Source organism: Pseudomonas sp. P8_229 (genome assembly GCF_034008635.1).
Taxonomy (GTDB): Bacteria; Pseudomonadota; Gammaproteobacteria; order Pseudomonadales; family Pseudomonadaceae; genus Aquipseudomonas.
In genome coordinates, this window is sequence record NZ_CP125378.1 from 4,547,069 (window position 1) to 4,562,606 (window position 15,538).

The 15,538-nt window shown below is 59.6% G+C and carries 13 protein-coding genes, 4 tRNA genes and 1 riboswitch; of the genes, 14 read left to right on the forward strand and 3 right to left on the reverse strand.

Annotated features, from left to right (window positions below; translation table 11 throughout):
* Positions 1-47 precede the first annotated feature (47 nt).
* The 5 genes from astA to astE all read left to right on the forward strand — a co-directional run bounded on the left by astA (position 48) and on the right by astE (position 5,420).
* Positions 48-1,073: an arginine N-succinyltransferase gene (astA, locus tag QMK55_RS20535; RefSeq protein WP_320329870.1), complete on the forward strand. Its 1,026-nt coding sequence runs from the start codon at positions 48-50 to the stop codon at positions 1,071-1,073.
* Complete coding sequence (gene astD / locus QMK55_RS20540) at positions 1,070-2,539, forward strand: succinylglutamate-semialdehyde dehydrogenase (protein ID WP_320330273.1); 1,470 nt, start codon at positions 1,070-1,072, stop codon at positions 2,537-2,539. The genes astA and astD overlap by 4 nt, the downstream gene beginning before the upstream one ends.
* Before the next feature lie 163 nt (positions 2,540-2,702).
* Positions 2,703-4,049, forward strand: a complete 1,347-nt coding sequence (astB, locus tag QMK55_RS20545; protein ID WP_320329871.1) for an N-succinylarginine dihydrolase — start codon at positions 2,703-2,705, stop codon at positions 4,047-4,049.
* Positions 4,050-4,106: 57 nt separating this feature from the next.
* Entirely contained in the window at positions 4,107-4,397 is a 291-nt protein-coding gene (locus QMK55_RS20550; RefSeq protein WP_027612641.1) for a hypothetical protein, read from the forward strand.
* A gap of 12 nt (positions 4,398-4,409) precedes the next feature.
* Complete coding sequence (astE, locus tag QMK55_RS20555) at positions 4,410-5,420, forward strand: succinylglutamate desuccinylase (protein WP_102354219.1); 1,011 nt, start codon at positions 4,410-4,412, stop codon at positions 5,418-5,420.
* 121 nt (positions 5,421-5,541) lie between these two features.
* Here the strand turns inward: astE and QMK55_RS20560 are convergent, their stop codons facing one another.
* Positions 5,542-6,051, reverse strand: coding sequence for a 6,7-dimethyl-8-ribityllumazine synthase (locus QMK55_RS20560; protein WP_102354218.1), 510 nt, complete (start codon positions 6,049-6,051; stop codon positions 5,542-5,544).
* A 101-nt stretch (positions 6,052-6,152) separates the two neighbouring features.
* Positions 6,153-6,324, reverse strand: a riboswitch (FMN riboswitch).
* A gap of 199 nt (positions 6,325-6,523) precedes the next feature.
* Between QMK55_RS20560 and ltaE the strand changes: the two genes are divergently transcribed.
* The 8 genes from ltaE to QMK55_RS20600 all read left to right on the forward strand — a co-directional run bounded on the left by ltaE (position 6,524) and on the right by QMK55_RS20600 (position 12,635).
* Positions 6,524-7,528, forward strand: coding sequence for a low-specificity L-threonine aldolase (gene ltaE, locus QMK55_RS20565; protein ID WP_320329872.1), 1,005 nt, complete (start codon positions 6,524-6,526; stop codon positions 7,526-7,528).
* Positions 7,529-7,674: 146 nt separating this feature from the next.
* Positions 7,675-10,293 (forward strand): alanine--tRNA ligase, encoded by a 2,619-nt coding sequence (alaS, locus tag QMK55_RS20570; RefSeq protein WP_320329873.1) that lies wholly within the window; start codon positions 7,675-7,677, stop codon positions 10,291-10,293.
* Between the two features lie 90 nt (positions 10,294-10,383).
* Entirely contained in the window at positions 10,384-11,625 is a 1,242-nt protein-coding gene (locus QMK55_RS20575) for an aspartate kinase (protein WP_007919332.1), read from the forward strand.
* A gap of 186 nt (positions 11,626-11,811) precedes the next feature.
* Positions 11,812-12,000 (forward strand): carbon storage regulator CsrA, encoded by a 189-nt coding sequence (gene csrA, locus QMK55_RS20580; protein ID WP_002554426.1) that lies wholly within the window; start codon positions 11,812-11,814, stop codon positions 11,998-12,000.
* A 62-nt stretch (positions 12,001-12,062) separates the two neighbouring features.
* A tRNA-Ser gene (locus tag QMK55_RS20585) sits at positions 12,063-12,153 on the forward strand.
* A 108-nt stretch (positions 12,154-12,261) separates the two neighbouring features.
* Positions 12,262-12,338 (forward strand) — tRNA-Arg (locus tag QMK55_RS20590).
* Between the two features lie 71 nt (positions 12,339-12,409).
* Positions 12,410-12,486: transfer RNA gene (locus QMK55_RS20595), tRNA-Arg, on the forward strand.
* A 72-nt stretch (positions 12,487-12,558) separates the two neighbouring features.
* A tRNA-Arg gene (locus tag QMK55_RS20600) sits at positions 12,559-12,635 on the forward strand.
* A gap of 19 nt (positions 12,636-12,654) precedes the next feature.
* Here the strand turns inward: QMK55_RS20600 and QMK55_RS20605 are convergent.
* The gene (locus tag QMK55_RS20605) at positions 12,655-13,173 is read right to left on the reverse strand and encodes a cell envelope protein SmpA (protein WP_102354215.1); all 519 of its coding nucleotides are present in this window, start codon (positions 13,171-13,173) and stop codon (positions 12,655-12,657) included.
* A gap of 321 nt (positions 13,174-13,494) precedes the next feature.
* Here QMK55_RS20605 and mgtE point away from each other — a divergent pair, with 321 nt between their 5' ends.
* Positions 13,495-14,937 carry a magnesium transporter gene (gene mgtE / locus QMK55_RS20610; RefSeq protein WP_102354214.1) on the forward strand — a complete coding sequence of 481 codons (1,443 nt, stop codon included), beginning with the start codon at positions 13,495-13,497 and terminating at the stop codon, positions 14,935-14,937.
* 153 nt (positions 14,938-15,090) lie between these two features.
* Here the strand turns inward: mgtE and QMK55_RS20615 are convergent, their stop codons facing one another.
* Positions 15,091-15,417 carry an Arc family DNA-binding protein gene (locus tag QMK55_RS20615; protein WP_003178899.1) on the reverse strand — a complete coding sequence of 109 codons (327 nt, stop codon included), beginning with the start codon at positions 15,415-15,417 and terminating at the stop codon, positions 15,091-15,093.
* Positions 15,418-15,538: the final 121 nt, after the last annotated feature.

Below are 15,538 nucleotides of genomic sequence, written 5' to 3' on the forward strand. Positions count from 1 at the left end.
TTAGCGAGTTTCACGGGTGGCGAAGGCGGCCCGTTTGAGGAGATAGCATGATTGTTCGTCCCGTACGCAGCAGCGATTTATCCGCGCTGATCGATCTGGCCCGCAGCACCGGCACCGGCCTGACCACTTTGCCGGCCAACGAAGAACGCCTGACCCATCGGGTCGGCTGGGCCGAGAAGACCTTTCGCGGCGAAGCCGGCCGTGGCGATGCGGACTACCTGTTCGTGCTCGAAGACGACAACGGCCGTGTGGTGGGGATTTCCGCCATCGCCGGCGCCGTCGGTCTGCGTGAGCCGTGGTACAACTTTCGCGTCGGCCTGACCGTCAGCGCCTCGCAGGAGCTGAACATCTATCGCGAGATCCCGACGCTGTTCCTTGCCAACGACCTGACCGGCAACTCCGAACTGTGCTCGCTGTTCCTGCATACCGATTACCGCACGGGTCTGAATGGCCGCATGCTGTCCAAGGCGCGCATGCTGTTCATCGCCGAGTTCCCTGAGCTGTTCGGCAACAAGATTATCGCCGAGATGCGCGGCGTGTCCGACGAAGCCGGCCGCTCGCCATTCTGGGAAAGCCTGGGGCGGCACTTCTTCAAGATGGAATTCAGCCAGGCCGATTACCTGACTGGCGTCGGCAACAAGGCGTTCATCGCCGAACTGATGCCGAAATTCCCGCTGTACACCTGCTTCCTGTCGCCGGATGCGCGCAACGTTATCGGCCAGGTGCACCCGGACACCGAGCCGGCGCTGGCCATGCTCAAGAGCGAAGGTTTCAGCTATCAGGGCTACGTCGACATCTTCGACGCCGGTCCCGCCATCGAATGCGAAACCAGCAAGATCCGCGCGGTGCGCGACAGCGAAGCGCTGGTGCTGGCGATCGGTACGCCGGGCGATGACGCCACGCCGTTCATCATCCATAACCGCAAGCGCGAAGATTGCCGCATCACTGCTGCCCCGGCCCGTCTGGCCGCCGGCACGCTGGTGGTCGATCCGCTGACCGCCAAACGTCTTCAACTCAACGCTGGCGATCAAGTGCGCGCCGTGGCGTTGTCTGCTGCTCGGGAGTCGAAATAATGAATTCGCTTTACATCGCAGGTGAATGGCTGGCCGGTCAGGGCGAAGCCTTTCAGTCGCTGAACCCGGTGACCCAGCAAGTGCTGTGGTCGGGGGAGGGCGCTACTGCCGCTCAGGTCGAGTCCGCCGTGCAGGCTGCCCGTCAGGCATTCCCGGGTTGGGCGCGGTGTTCGCTGGACGAGCGCATCAGCGTGCTCGAAGCCTTCGCCGCGGCGCTGAAAAACCACAGCGACGAACTGGCGCGCACCATCGGTGAGGAAACCGGCAAGCCACTGTGGGAAGCCGCGACCGAAGTCACCAGCATGGTCAACAAAATCGCGATTTCGGTACAGAGCTACCGCGAACGTACCGGCGAGAAGAGCGGCCCGCTGGGTGACGCTACCGCCGTATTGCGCCACAAGCCACACGGTGTGGTCGCGGTGTTCGGCCCTTACAACTTCCCTGGCCACTTGCCGAACGGGCACATCGTGCCGGCGCTGCTGGCCGGTAACAGTGTGCTGTTCAAGCCAAGCGAACTGACCCCGAAAGTCGCCGAGCTGACGGTCAAGTGCTGGATCGAAGCCGGACTGCCGGCAGGCGTTCTGAACCTGCTGCAAGGCGCTCGCGAAACCGGCATCGCGCTGGCGGCCAACCCGGGAATCGACGGTCTGTTCTTCACCGGCTCCAGCCGCACCGGCAATCACCTGCATCAGCAGTTCGCCGGGCGTCCGGACAAGATTCTTGCTTTGGAAATGGGCGGCAACAACCCGCTGGTGGTCGATCAGGTCGCTGATCTGGACGCGGCGGTGTACACGATCATTCAGTCGGCGTTCATTTCGGCTGGCCAGCGCTGCACTTGCGCCCGTCGTCTGCTGGTGCCGCAAGGCGCGTGGGGCGACAGCCTGCTCAAGCGTCTGGTTGAAGTCAGTTCGACGATTGAAGTCGGTGCGTTCGATCAACAGCCGGCGCCGTTCATGGGCTCGGTGATTTCCCTCGGCGCGGCCAAAGCGCTGATGGACGCTCAGGAACATCTGTTGGCCAATGGCGCGGTGTCGCTGCTGGCAATGACTCAGCCACAAGCGCAATCGGCCTTGCTGACCCCGGGCATTCTCGACGTGACTGCGGTGGCCGGGCGTCCCGACGAAGAACTGTTCGGCCCGCTGCTTCAGGTGATCCGCTACGTTGATTTTGCAGCGGCGATCGCTGAAGCCAATGACACCGCCTACGGTTTGGCTGCAGGTCTGTTGTCGGATTCCGAAGCGCGTTATCAGCAGTTCTGGCTGGAAAGCCGTGCCGGGATCGTCAACTGGAACAAACAGCTGACGGGTGCTGCGAGCAGCGCGCCGTTCGGCGGTGTCGGCGCTTCGGGCAACCATCGCGCCAGCGCCTACTACGCGGCGGATTACTGCGCGTACCCGGTGGCCTCGCTGGAAACGCCGAGCCTGGTGTTGCCAGCCGCTCTGACCCCAGGCGTGAAAATGGCGTGATATTCAATCGCGAGCAGGCTCACTCCTACAGGTTGATGGTGGGCACACAATTTGTGCACGACACAAACCCTGTAGGAGTGAGCCTGCTCGCGATAGCCGCACCTCGGTCTTACCTATTTGTTACTCGATGCCTATAACAACAGATTCTCGTGGAGCCTCGCTGATGAAATCCTATGAAGTCAATTTTGACGGTCTAGTGGGGCCGACCCATAACTACGGTGGTCTGTCCTACGGCAACGTTGCGTCCCAGAGCAACAGCCAGCAATCCTCGAACCCGAAGGAAGCGGCGCTGCAAGGCCTGGCGAAAATGAAAGCGCTGATGGAAATGGGCTTTCAGCAAGGCGTGCTGGCGCCGCAGGAGCGTCCGGACGTGGCCGCGTTGCGCCGTCTGGGTTTCAGTGGCACCGACGCGCAAGTGATTGAGCGCGCCGCCAAAGAAGCCATGCCGCTGCTGGTCGCCAGTTGCTCGGCATCGAGCATGTGGGTGGCCAACGCCGCCACGGTCAGCCCGAGCGCGGACACCGCTGACGGTCGCGTGCATTTCACCGCCGCCAACCTCAACTGCAAATACCACCGCAGTATCGAACACCCGACCACCAGTCGCGTGCTCGGTGCGATGTTCGCCAATCAACAGCACTTCGCCCATCACGCCGCATTGCCAGCGGTGGCGCAGTTCGGCGACGAAGGCGCAGCCAACCACACGCGTTTCTGCCGTGAATACGGCGAGGCCGGTGTCGAGTTCTTCGTGTTCGGTCGCAGTGCGTTCGACACCCGTTACCCGGCGCCGCAAAAGTACCCGGCGCGCCAGACCCTGGAAGCGTCGCAAGCGGTAGCGCGCCTGCACGGTCTGCGTGACGAGGGCGTGGTTTACGCTCAACAGAACCCGGCGGTGATCGACCAGGGCGTATTCCACAACGACGTGATCGCGGTGGGTAACGGCGAAGTCCTGTTCCATCACGAGGATGCGTTCCTCGACACCGAGCAGATGCTGGCCGAGTTGCAGGGCAAGCTGGCCAAGGTCGGCGGCAAGTTCCAGTCGATCTGCGTGCCGCGTTCGGCGGTCACCGTGGACGATGCAGTGCGCTCCTACCTGTTCAACAGTCAGTTGCTGTCGCGTCCTGACGGTTCGATGCTGTTGATCGTGCCGCAAGAGTGCCAGGCCAACGAACGCGTGTGGGCCTACCTGCAAAGTCTGACCAGCTCCGGCGGCCTGATCTGCGAAGTGAAAGTCTTCGACCTCAAGCAAAGTATGCAGAACGGCGGTGGCCCGGCGTGCCTGCGACTGCGCGTCGCGCTCAACGAAACCGAGCTGGCGGCCGTCAACCCAGGGGTTATCATGACCGCACCGTTGTACGGTTCGTTGACCGCATGGGTTGAAAAGCACTACCGCGACCGCCTGAGCGAAACCGATCTGGCGGACCCGCAATTGTTGCTTGAATGCCGGACGGCACTGGATGAACTGACGCAAATCCTTAAACTGGGCTCGGTTTATCCATTCCAGATCAATTGATGGCCGGCGCGTCGCCTGAGCGCGGCGCGCGGCTTGTCTCCCCAAGAGAGTAAAAACATGAGCGATTCCCTGCAGCTGATCCTTGAAGACACCGACGGCACGCAACTGCAAACCTCGTGCACCCGCGTCGCGGTCATGTGGCAAGGCAAAGAGCTGTGGATCCAGCAGGACGGCCGTGGCCAACTGCTGATCGGCGTGGACGTCGAGGAGGGTGACGAAGAGTACGCCAACCTGCTGCTGCGCCCATTGGCGACTAATCTGGTAAGTCTGCAACTGGAAATGGAACCGGCTGACGTCGGCGACGACGAAGACCACGTGCACGGCCCGGATTGCAACCACGATCACTAAGGAAACCGCTCTATGCTCGCCCTCGGCAAACTGCTTGAACTGACCCTCGCCGGCCGCGAACCGGCGGAGAAGACTCAACTGACTGTCGAAGGCGTGCGCATGCGCTGGTTGAGCGAGGGTGCGCTGGAAGTCCGGCCACCCGAAGCGCGCGACAATGGCCTGGACCTGCTGCTGTCGGCAGGCATCCACGGCAATGAAACAGCGCCGATCGAGTTGCTTGATCGGCTGCTGCATGACATCGCTCGCGGCGACTTGAAGCCGCGTGCACGCATTCTGTTCCTGTTCGGTAACCCGGAAGCGATTCGCAAAGGCGAGCGCTTCGTCGAGCAGGACGTCAATCGGCTGTTCAACGGCCGTCATGAACAAACCAGCGGTTCCGAAGCCATACGCGCCTGTGAGCTGGAACGCCTGGCAGCGAGTTTCTTCAGCCTGCCTGATCGTCAGCGTTTGCACTACGACCTGCACACGGCGATTCGTGGCTCGAAGATCGAGCAGTTCGCCCTGTATCCGTGGAAAGAAGGTCGCCAGCATTCGCGCCGCGAACTGGCGCGCTTGCGTGCGGCCGGCATGGAGGCGGTGCTGCTGCAGAACAAGCCGTCGATCGTGTTCAGCTCCTACACCTACGACAAGCTCGGTGCCGAGGCCTTCACTCTGGAACTGGGCAAGGCGCGACCGTTCGGGCAGAACGAAGGGGTCGATGTTTCACGCCTGGAAAGCCGTCTGAAGCAGATCATCGAAGGTAATGAGCCTGATCTGGCCGAGGAAGGCCTGGACGGTTTGCAGCTGTTCAGCGTCGCCCGGGAGATCATCAAGCACAGCGATGCCTTCCGCCTGAACCTGCCGGCGGATATAGAGAACTTTTCTGAATTGGACGTGGGTTATCTGCTGGCCGAAGATCTGGCCAATACTCGCTGGGTCATCGAGGAAGAGGGCGCGCGGATCATTTTCCCTAATCCGAAGGTCAAGAATGGCTTGCGTGCGGGCATCCTGATCGTGCCGACCAGCGACGAAAATCTCGCCTGACGTGATGATCATTCCCACGCTCCGCGTGGGAATGCAGCCCGGGACGCTCCGCGTCCCAAAGCGGACGCAGAGCGTCCATTGAGGCATTCCCACGCAGAGCATGGGAACGATCGTTGGAGGCTTAGACGGCTACAGCACGCGGTTCGGTGCGACGCAGCGCACGAACCTTCTGCAGCGTATCGGCGCAGGTTCTGGCCGCTTCCTGACCCTTGTGCACAAAGTGCTCGAAGAAGAACTTCTGATGCTCGTCGCCAGCATGGAAGTGATGCGGGGTCAGGGACACCGAGAACACCGGCACTTCGGTTTCCAGCTGCACTTGCATCAGGCCGCTGACCACCGACTGGGCGACGAACTCGTGACGGTAGATGCCGCCGTCCACGACCAGGGCTGCCGCGACGATCCCGGCATAACGACCTGTCTTGGCCAGCAACTTGGCGTGCAGAGGCATTTCAAAGGCGCCGCCGACTTCGAAGATGTCGATGTCCGATTCCTGATAACCCAAGGCAAGCATTTCGGCGACGAAGCCTTTACGGCTCTGGTCGACGATTTCCTTGTGCCAACAGGCCTGGATGAACGCGACGCGCTCGCCGTGAGGGTGTTTGGATTTGCTGTCGATAGCGGTGGGTTGCATGTTCTGACTCCTGTTTGTGTGAAAAACAGGGCGTTATGAATCGAAAGGGATTCAAGGGTGCGCACACGCACAACATCGCGCGGACGGCCCTTTGGCGTTAATCCCGTTCTCTCTTCATCCGGACTATGACCGTCGGCCCCGGGATCACACCGGGTCTGCTGACCTTGCCGCCGTGCACCGCAAAAGCCGTGTCCGTCGCCAAGCGCTCGCGGGCTATGCGCATTGCGCGCAATTACCGCCGGTGGGGAATTGCACCCCGCCCTGAGAACGTTTTTGCCGCCCTTTCTCGGGCGGCGCAGCGTTTTTATCACAGATCGGCGAGCGGTGCATTGCGCCTTTGTGATGATTGCCATCGGATTTTTTGAACGCTAGTGGAGCGTTTTCCTGCGCCAAGGGTTGATTAATCTGCGCGATGACCGCAGTAATTCACCTTCGTAAAGGGATTTTCCCTGCTGACTATGAGGCTAGGTTCATGAGCGTTATCGATCTTCGCAGCGACACCGTCACCCAACCGACTCCCGCCATGCTCGAGGCGATGACTGCTGCCGCCACCGGTGACGACGTGTACGGCGAAGATCCGACGGTCAATCGTCTGGAAACGGAACTGGCAAAGCGCCTGGGTTTCGCTGCGGCGCTGTTTGTACCGACCGGCACCATGAGCAACCTGCTGGGCTTGATGGCCCATTGCGAGCGCGGTGACGAATACATCGTCGGTCAGCAGGCGCATACCTATAAGTACGAGGGCGGTGGCGCAGCGGTGCTCGGTTCGATCCAGCCGCAGCCGCTGGAGTTGCAGGCCGACGGTTCGCTGGATCTGGCTCAAGCGGCGGCGGCGATCAAGCCCGATGACTTCCACTTCGCCCGTACCCGGCTGCTGGCGCTGGAAAACACCATGCAGGGCAAAGTGCTGCCTCTGGAGTATCTGGCCCGCGCGCGTAAGTTCACGCAGGAACACGGCCTGGCCCTGCATCTGGACGGCGCGCGGCTGTACAACGCGGCGGTCAAACTGGGCGTGGATGCCCGGGATATTACCCGGCATTTCGATTCGGTCTCGGTGTGCCTGTCCAAGGGCCTGGGCGCGCCGGTGGGGTCGGTGCTGTGCGGTTCAGCCGAGTTGATCGGCAAAGCGCGGCGCCTGCGCAAGATGGTCGGTGGCGGCATGCGTCAGGCCGGATTGCTGGCAGCGGCGGGGCTGTATGCGCTGGAGCACAACGTTCAGCGCCTGACCGATGACCATGCCAACGCGCAGTATCTGGCCGAAGGCCTGCGCGAAGCCGGGTTCAGCGTCGAACCGGTGCAGACCAATATGGTTTACGTGCAAATGGGCGACCAGGCTGAAGCGCTCAAGGCGTTTGCCGCCGAACGCGGGATCAAGTTGAGCGCCGCTGCGCGCCTGCGGATGGTCACGCACATGGACGTCAATCGCTCGCAAATCGAGCAGGTGATCGCGACATTCGTCGAGTTTTCGCGCAAGTGACAGCGTTAGCCGTCCAATTGACCGTTACTATCGTATAAACACGCTGTACCCCGCGCGAAGGGCCGATATAATGCGGCCCTTTGCCGTCGTTTCGTCTGTTGACGTTTCGTACAGGCCTTTGGCCGCAGCCTCCGTGGAAGAACCTAATGAAAAGCGCAGAAATCCGTGAAGCCTTCCTTCGCTTCTTCGAAGAGCAAGGCCACACCCGTGTAGCCTCCAGCTCTTTGATTCCGGGCAACGACCCAACCCTGCTGTTCACCAACGCGGGGATGAACCAGTTCAAGGACTGCTTCCTGGGCCAGGAAAAGCGCGCGTACACCCGCGCAACCAGCAGCCAGAAGTGCGTGCGTGCCGGTGGCAAGAACAGCGACCTGGAAAACGTCGGTTATACCGCTCGTCACCACACCTTCTTCGAAATGCTCGGTAACTTCAGCTTCGGTGACTATTTCAAGCACGATGCGATTACCTTCGCCTGGACCTTCCTGACCGGCGTTCTGAAACTGCCGAAGGAAAAACTCTGGGTTACTGTCTACGCCTCGGACGACGAAGCGTATGACATCTGGACCAAACAAATCGGTGTGCCGGTCGAGCGCATGATCCGCATCGGCGACAACAAAGGCGCGCCATACGCGTCCGACAACTTCTGGACCATGGGCGATACCGGCCCGTGCGGCCCATGCACCGAGATTTTCTACGATCACGGCGACCACATCTGGGGCGGCCCACCGGGCTCGCCGGAAGAAGACGGCGACCGTTACATCGAGATCTGGAACAACGTGTTCATGCAGTTCAACCGCACCGCCGATGGCGTGTTGCATCCGTTGCCAGCGCCGTCGGTCGACACCGGCATGGGCCTGGAGCGGATCAGTGCGGTGATGCAGCACGTCAATTCCAACTACGACATCGACCTGTTCAAGAACCTGCTGAAAGCCTCGGCCGAAGCCATCGGTTGCGAAAACGGCGATCAGTCGTCGCTCAAAGTGGTTTCCGACCACATCCGTTCGTGCGGTTTCCTGATCGCCGATGGCGTGCTGCCGTCCAATGAAGGTCGCGGCTACGTGCTGCGCCGGATCATTCGTCGCGCCTGCCGTCACGGCAACAAGCTGGGCGCCACTGGCAGCTTCTTCTACAAGATCGTTGCCGCGCTGGTCGCCGAGATGGGCGAAGCCTTCCCGGAACTGAAGAAGCAGCAGAGCAACATCGAGCGCGTGCTCAAGGCCGAAGAAGAGCAGTTCTCCAAGACCCTGGAGCACGGCCTGAAAATTCTCGAGCAGGATCTGCTGGAACTCAAAGGCACCGTGGTGCCTGGCGACGTGGTGTTCAAACTCTACGACACCTACGGTTTTCCGATGGACCTGACGGCGGACATCGCTCGCGAGCGCGGCCTGACCGTCGACGAAGTCGGCTTCGAACGTGAAATGGAAGCCCAGCGTGTTCGTGCGCGTTCGGCCAGCTCGTTCGGTCTGGACTACAACACCCTGGTCAAGGTGGATGTGGCCACCGAGTTCACCGGTTACACCGACACCAGCGGTTCGGCGAAAATTGTCGCTATCTATAAAGATGGCCAGTCGGTCGACGTCTTGAATGAAGGCGAAGAGGCGGTGATCGTTCTGAATCAGACGCCGTTCTACGCTGAATCCGGCGGCCAGATCGGCGACTGCGGTTTCCTTCAGGCAGGCAGCGCGCGTTTCGACGTTCGCGACACCACCAAGACCGGCGGCGCATTCCTGCACCACGGTGTGCTGGATTCGGGCAGCCTGACCATCGGCGCGCCGGTGGAAACCCACGTTGATGCCGACGTGCGCCATGCGACTTCGCTGAACCACTCGGCGACTCACTTGCTGCACGCTGCACTGCGTCAGGTGTTGGGTGAGCACGTTCAGCAGAAGGGGTCGTTGGTGGATAGCCAGCGTCTGCGCTTCGACTTCAGCCACTTTGAAGCGATCAAGCCTGAGCAGATCAAAGCGCTGGAAGACATCGTCAACGCCGAGATTCGCAAGAACTCCGCGGTTGAAACCGAAGAAACCGACATCGAGACCGCCAAGCAGAAAGGCGCGATGGCGCTGTTCGGCGAGAAGTATGGCGACAACGTGCGCGTGCTGAGCATGGGCGGCGATTTCTCCGTCGAACTGTGCGGCGGTATCCACGCCAACCGTACCGGCGACATCGGCCTGCTGAAAATCATCAGCGAAGGCGGTGTGGCATCGGGCGTGCGTCGTATCGAGGCAGTCACCGGTGCGCAAGCACTGGCCTACTTGAACGCCGCTGAAGAACAACTCAAGGAAGCGGCCAACCTGGTCAAGGGCAGCCGCGACAACCTGATCGACAAGCTGTCGGCAGTGCTGGAGCGCAACCGCGCGCTGGAAAAGCAACTCGAGCAGTTGCAGGCCAAGGCTGCCAGCGCCGCGGGCGACGATCTGTCGAACTCGGCAGTCGACGTCAAAGGCGTGAAGGTGCTGGCTGCGCGTCTGGATGGTCAGGACGGCAAGGCGCTGCTGGCGCTGGTCGATCAGCTGAAAAACAAACTCGGCCGCGCAGTGATCCTGCTCGGCAGTGTCCATGAGGAAAAGGTCGTACTGGTTGCAGGTGTAACCAAGGACCTGACTGGCCAACTCAAAGCCGGTGATTTGATGAAACAGGCTGCTGCGGCAGTGGGCGGGAAGGGCGGTGGTCGTCCGGACATGGCGCAGGGCGGCGGTGTCGACGCCGGCGCACTGGATGGCGCATTGGCGCTGACCGTTCCATTCGTCGAGCAGGGTTTATAAGACGGCCCGCAGGGCCCGCAGTCTAGTGGCGGGGCCGGCGGCTGTTCGAGTGATTATTGGGCGCCCTTCATGGGCAGAGGCGGCTTTGAAATGGCTTTGATCGTACAGAAATTTGGAGGCACCTCGGTCGGTACTGTCGAGAGAATCGAGCAGGTCGCCGACAAGGTTAAGAAATTCCGCGATGCCGGCGATGACCTGGTGGTTGTGCTGTCTGCAATGAGCGGCGAAACCAACCGTCTGATCGATCTGGCCAAGCAAATCAGTGGCGACACGCAACCGGTTCCGCGTGAACTGGACGTGATCGTTTCCACCGGTGAGCAGGTGACGATTGCCCTGTTGGCCATGGCGCTGATCAAGCGCGGTGTGCCGGCGGTGTCGTACACCGGTAATCAGGTGCGGATCCTGACCGACAGTGCGCACAATAAAGCGCGTATCTTGCAGATTGATGACCAGAAGATTCGCGGTGATCTGAAAGCAGGTCGCGTGGTGGTTGTCGCCGGTTTCCAGGGCGTCGACGAGCACGGCAACATCACCACTCTCGGCCGTGGCGGTTCCGACACTACGGGCGTGGCACTGGCGGCTGCATTGAAGGCTGATGAATGCCAGATCTACACCGACGTCGATGGTGTCTACACCACCGATCCGCGTGTGGTGCCGGTCGCTCAGCGTCTGGACAAGATCACCTTCGAAGAGATGCTGGAAATGGCCAGCCTCGGTTCCAAGGTGCTGCAGATCCGTGCGGTGGAATTCGCCGGCAAGTACAACGTTCCGCTGCGCGTACTGCACAGCTTCAAGGAGGGTCCGGGCACCCTCATTACTATTGATGAAGAGGAAACCATGGAACAGCCGATCATCTCCGGCATCGCTTTCAACCGCGATGAAGCCAAGCTGACCATCCGTGGCGTGCCAGACACCCCGGGCGTGGCGTTCAAGATTCTCGGCCCGATCAGTGCCGCGAACATCGAAGTCGACATGATCGTGCAGAACGTTGCGCACGATAACACCACCGACTTCACCTTCACCGTGCACCGCAACGACTACCAGGCCGCACAGACCGTGCTGGAAAACACCGCTCGCGAGATCGGTGCCCGTGAAGTCGTAGGCGACACCAAGATTGCCAAGGTCTCGATCGTCGGCGTCGGTATGCGTTCCCACGCAGGCGTGGCCAGCCGTATGTTCGAATCCCTGGCTAAAGAAAGCATCAACATCCAGATGATCTCGACTTCGGAAATCAAGGTTTCCGTCGTCATCGAAGAGAAGTACCTGGAACTGGCCGTGCGCGCCCTGCACACGGCTTTCGAACTGGACGCGCCTGCCCGTCAGGGCGAGTAATCCGGTCACCTGAAGGGCGCGGTCTGACCGCGCCCTTTATTTTTTGAATGGCGCGAGCCCCTGAACTGTTCTTTTGCTCGCGCTGGTCAATACTCAGGCATGTAGGGCTACGATCGCTCCGGTTGTAGGTCGGGTGCCTTTTTTTTGCAGACTGTTGTCCCTGAAGAATTGCGTGAGGAGAAAGGTATGCTGATTCTGACTCGTCGGTGCGCAGAAAGCCTGATTATCGGTGATGGCGAAATCACCGTGACCGTGCTCGGCGTTAAAGGAAATCAAGTGCGTATCGGCGTCAACGCCCCGAAAGAGGTTGCCGTGCACCGTGAGGAAATTTACCTGCGTATAAAGAAAGAGAAGGACGAAGAACCAAGCCATTAATTTTTATCGATTTTTATGTTTGCAAACGGGGAAAAGGTTGGTTAAGATACGCCCCGTGTTGCGGAGAGCTGGCCGAGTGGCCGAAGGCGCTCCCCTGCTAAGGGAGTACACCTCAAAAGGGTGTCGGGGGTTCGAATCCCCCGTTCTCCGCCATTATTTGCTTAGTACGTTGTAATCTGGCTTTTTCTGTAAGTTGTTGAATTTATTAGAAAAAGTAGTTGGAATAGAGATTAGACGGGCTATAATGCGGCGCAACAAAATGCACTCGTAGCTCAGCTGGATAGAGTACTCGGCTACGAACCGAGCGGTCACAGGTTCGAATCCTGTCGAGTGCACCATTTAAGAGTTGTTTATAGCAATATAAGGAACTCGGCTTCAGCCAGTTGTGGTCTGGTTTAAAAACACAAATGCACTCGTAGCTCAGCTGGATAGAGTACTCGGCTACGAACCGAGCGGTCACAGGTTCGAATCCTGTCGAGTGCACCATTTTAGAGTTGTTTATAGCGATATAAAGAACTTGGCTTCAGCCAGTTGTGGTCTGGTCAAAAAACACAAAATGCACTCGTAGCTCAGCTGGATAGAGTACTCGGCTACGAACCGAGCGGTCACAGGTTCGAATCCTGTCGAGTGCACCATATACCGAAAAGCCCGCGTTTAACGCGGGCTTTTTGCTGTCTGCGATTTGGTTTTTCCTTTCACGCATCCCTTCTCATCAAAATCGACTTGGGCGCTGCGACCTCGTTTCAAGTCGTATCGATAGCTTGTTGTCGATGTCCGAATATTCACCTTGTCCGGTTTGCCGAGAGCGCTTTCGACATCCTGTTGGCTCATGCCGGCAATCACTCGTTGATTGATGATCGCTTCGCGGCGCTGTCTGGCATCGATCAGGTTTCCGCATTTGTCCTGCATGCGACCAATAATGCCCGGTTCTCGGCTCCTGGCTTTCATACTGGATGTTTCTTCGTGGTTGTGTTCCGGCATGATCGCCACGACGGATCCGGGCGAGTAAGGGTGAACTTCCTGTACTGAAAGCAGTTCATCGCTCGCGCAACTCAGGCTGGTGAAGGTGATGCGGCCGTCGGGCGCCTCGCACCGATGCAGAGTGGTGGCAGCCCCGGCGGGCGGCAGGCAGAGCAGGGTGGCGAGTAAAAAGCGGGATGTTGCAGAGCGCATTCGACGTCCTCCTTGACGGTCTACGCTCAAGGGTAGTCGCTACATTTTTCATCGGCGGTGTGTTTTCTTTTCAGGATGAGTCGTCGCATTTGCAAGGATCAGGACGGCGCTCAGGTTTGTTTCGCAAGCGCTTGTTTCGGCCGCGATTTTTTAACGTTTAAAACCGTCAGGCGGTGTATCATTGCGCCCGTCAGCCCCGCCGGGGCTTGTGGAAAACCTCCATGGACTTACCCAGTAGTTACTCAGTAGCCCGTTTCACCAATCATGAATTGACTGATTGATCCTTCCGGCGTGCCCCGCTGCTGGGAGTGGAGTTCGCCTATGTCCGAAATCGAAGTAAAGAAAACACAGGAAAGCCTGCAGGATCGCCTGGCTCAGGTCGTTGAGCTGCTGCAGCGCCAAAAGGTCGTCGAAGACCTGACTCATCGCCAGGAAGGCGCGCACCACGACCGGGTCGAGAACCTGGTTCACCGGCAGAACCTCGTCGAGCTGCAACGCAAGCTCGATGATCTGCACTCCGCTGACGTTGCCTACATCCTTGAAGCCTTGCCGCTGGACGACCGTCTGACGCTCTGGCAACTGGTCAAGGCTGATCGCGACGGCGACATTCTTCTCGAAGTATCCGACTCCGTTCGTGAAACGCTGATCGCCGACATGGACGATCACGAGCTCCTGGCTGCCGCCAAGGACATGGATGCCGACGAACTTGCTGACCTGGCCTCCGAGCTGCCGCGAGACGTCGTCCATGAGCTGATGGAGACACTCGATCAGCAGCAACGCGAGCGTGTGCGTTCGGCCCTGTCCTATGACGAGGAGCAGGTCGGTGCGCTGATGGACTTCGAGATGGTGACCATCCGTGAGGATGTCAGTCTCGAAGTGGTTCTACGCTACCTGCGCCGGCTCAAAGAGCTGCCGGGCCATACCGACAAACTGTTTGTGGTCGATTACGACGGCGTGCTCAAGGGCGTGCTGCCGATCAAGCGTTTGCTGGTCAACGACCCGGAGAAACAGGTCGCTGAAGTCATGGCCAGCGATCCGGTGAGTTTTCACCCGGACGAAGACGCCTATGACGCTGCTCAAGCGTTCGAACGTTACGACTTGATCTCGGCCCCGGTGGTCGACAAGAACGGCAAACTGATCGGCCGTCTGACCATCGACGAAATGGTTGACCTGATTCGTGAGGAAAGCGAAAGCGAAGTCCTCAACATGGCTGGTTTGCGCGAAGAGGAAGACATCTTCGCCTCGGTGTGGAAATCCCTGCGCAACCGTTGGGCGTGGCTGGCCATCAACCTGATCACCGCGTTTGTCGCTTCGCGAGTGATCGGCCTGTTCGAAGGTTCGATCGAGAAACTGGTAGCCCTTGCGGCGCTGATGCCGATCGTGGCGGGTATCGGCGGTAACTCCGGTAACCAGACGATCACCATGATCGTGCGCGCCATGGCGCTCGACCAGGTCAGCACCGGCAACACTTCGCGCCTGATGCGCAAGGAGCTGGCGGTGGCGTTGATCAACGGTCTGGTCTGGGGTGGGGTGATCGGTGTGGTCGCCTACTTGCTCTATGGCAGTTGGTCGCTGGGTGTGGTGATGACGGCGGCGATGACCCTCAATCTGTTACTCGCGGCGCTGATGGGGGTGTTGATCCCGATGACGCTGGCCAAGATGGGCCGCGATCCGGCGATGGGCGCCAGTGTGATGATCACGGCCGTGACCGACAGCGGCGGCTTCTTCATCTTCCTGGGGCTGGCGACGATCTTCCTGCTCTGACCGGCTGCATACAGAAGGCCCGCCAACATGGCGGGCTTTTTTGTGCCCGTTTGATGGGGGATGATGAGTCTGTGCATTGCCAGGCGGCCAATGCGTCAAATCGCAGGCAAAAAAAAGCCAGCAATCATGCTGGCTTGAGATGTTCGGTGTAGCTCAGGACGCGTCTGCGGCCATCTCGGCGTCGTGAGCGATCAGCGACACCAGAGCGTTCTGTTGGCGGTGAGACAGCTGACGGAAACGTTGCAGCAGCTCGCGCTCGTGCAACGACAGCTCCGGGCTGTCCAGGCGCATGCTCAACTCTTCGCCCAGTGCACCTTCCTGAATAAGACTCTGCTCAAGGCGCGCAATGATCTCGGAGTTCATGCTGCGATGATGATTGCGAGCCACCTCGGCAATGCGTTCACGCATTCCGTCTGGCAGACGTACGACGAACTTGTCAGCCGTACGGCTGGAATAAATTGCCTGTTTCAATGGGCGCATATATTTAACCGGTTAGTTCAGGGGAGCGGTTCTCGGGATTGGCCGCAGGATGTGTGGTAGGACAAGCATCCGCGCCAAATGGTTCAACCTGAATTGTTAAGAGGCCCGCATCATGCCTCAA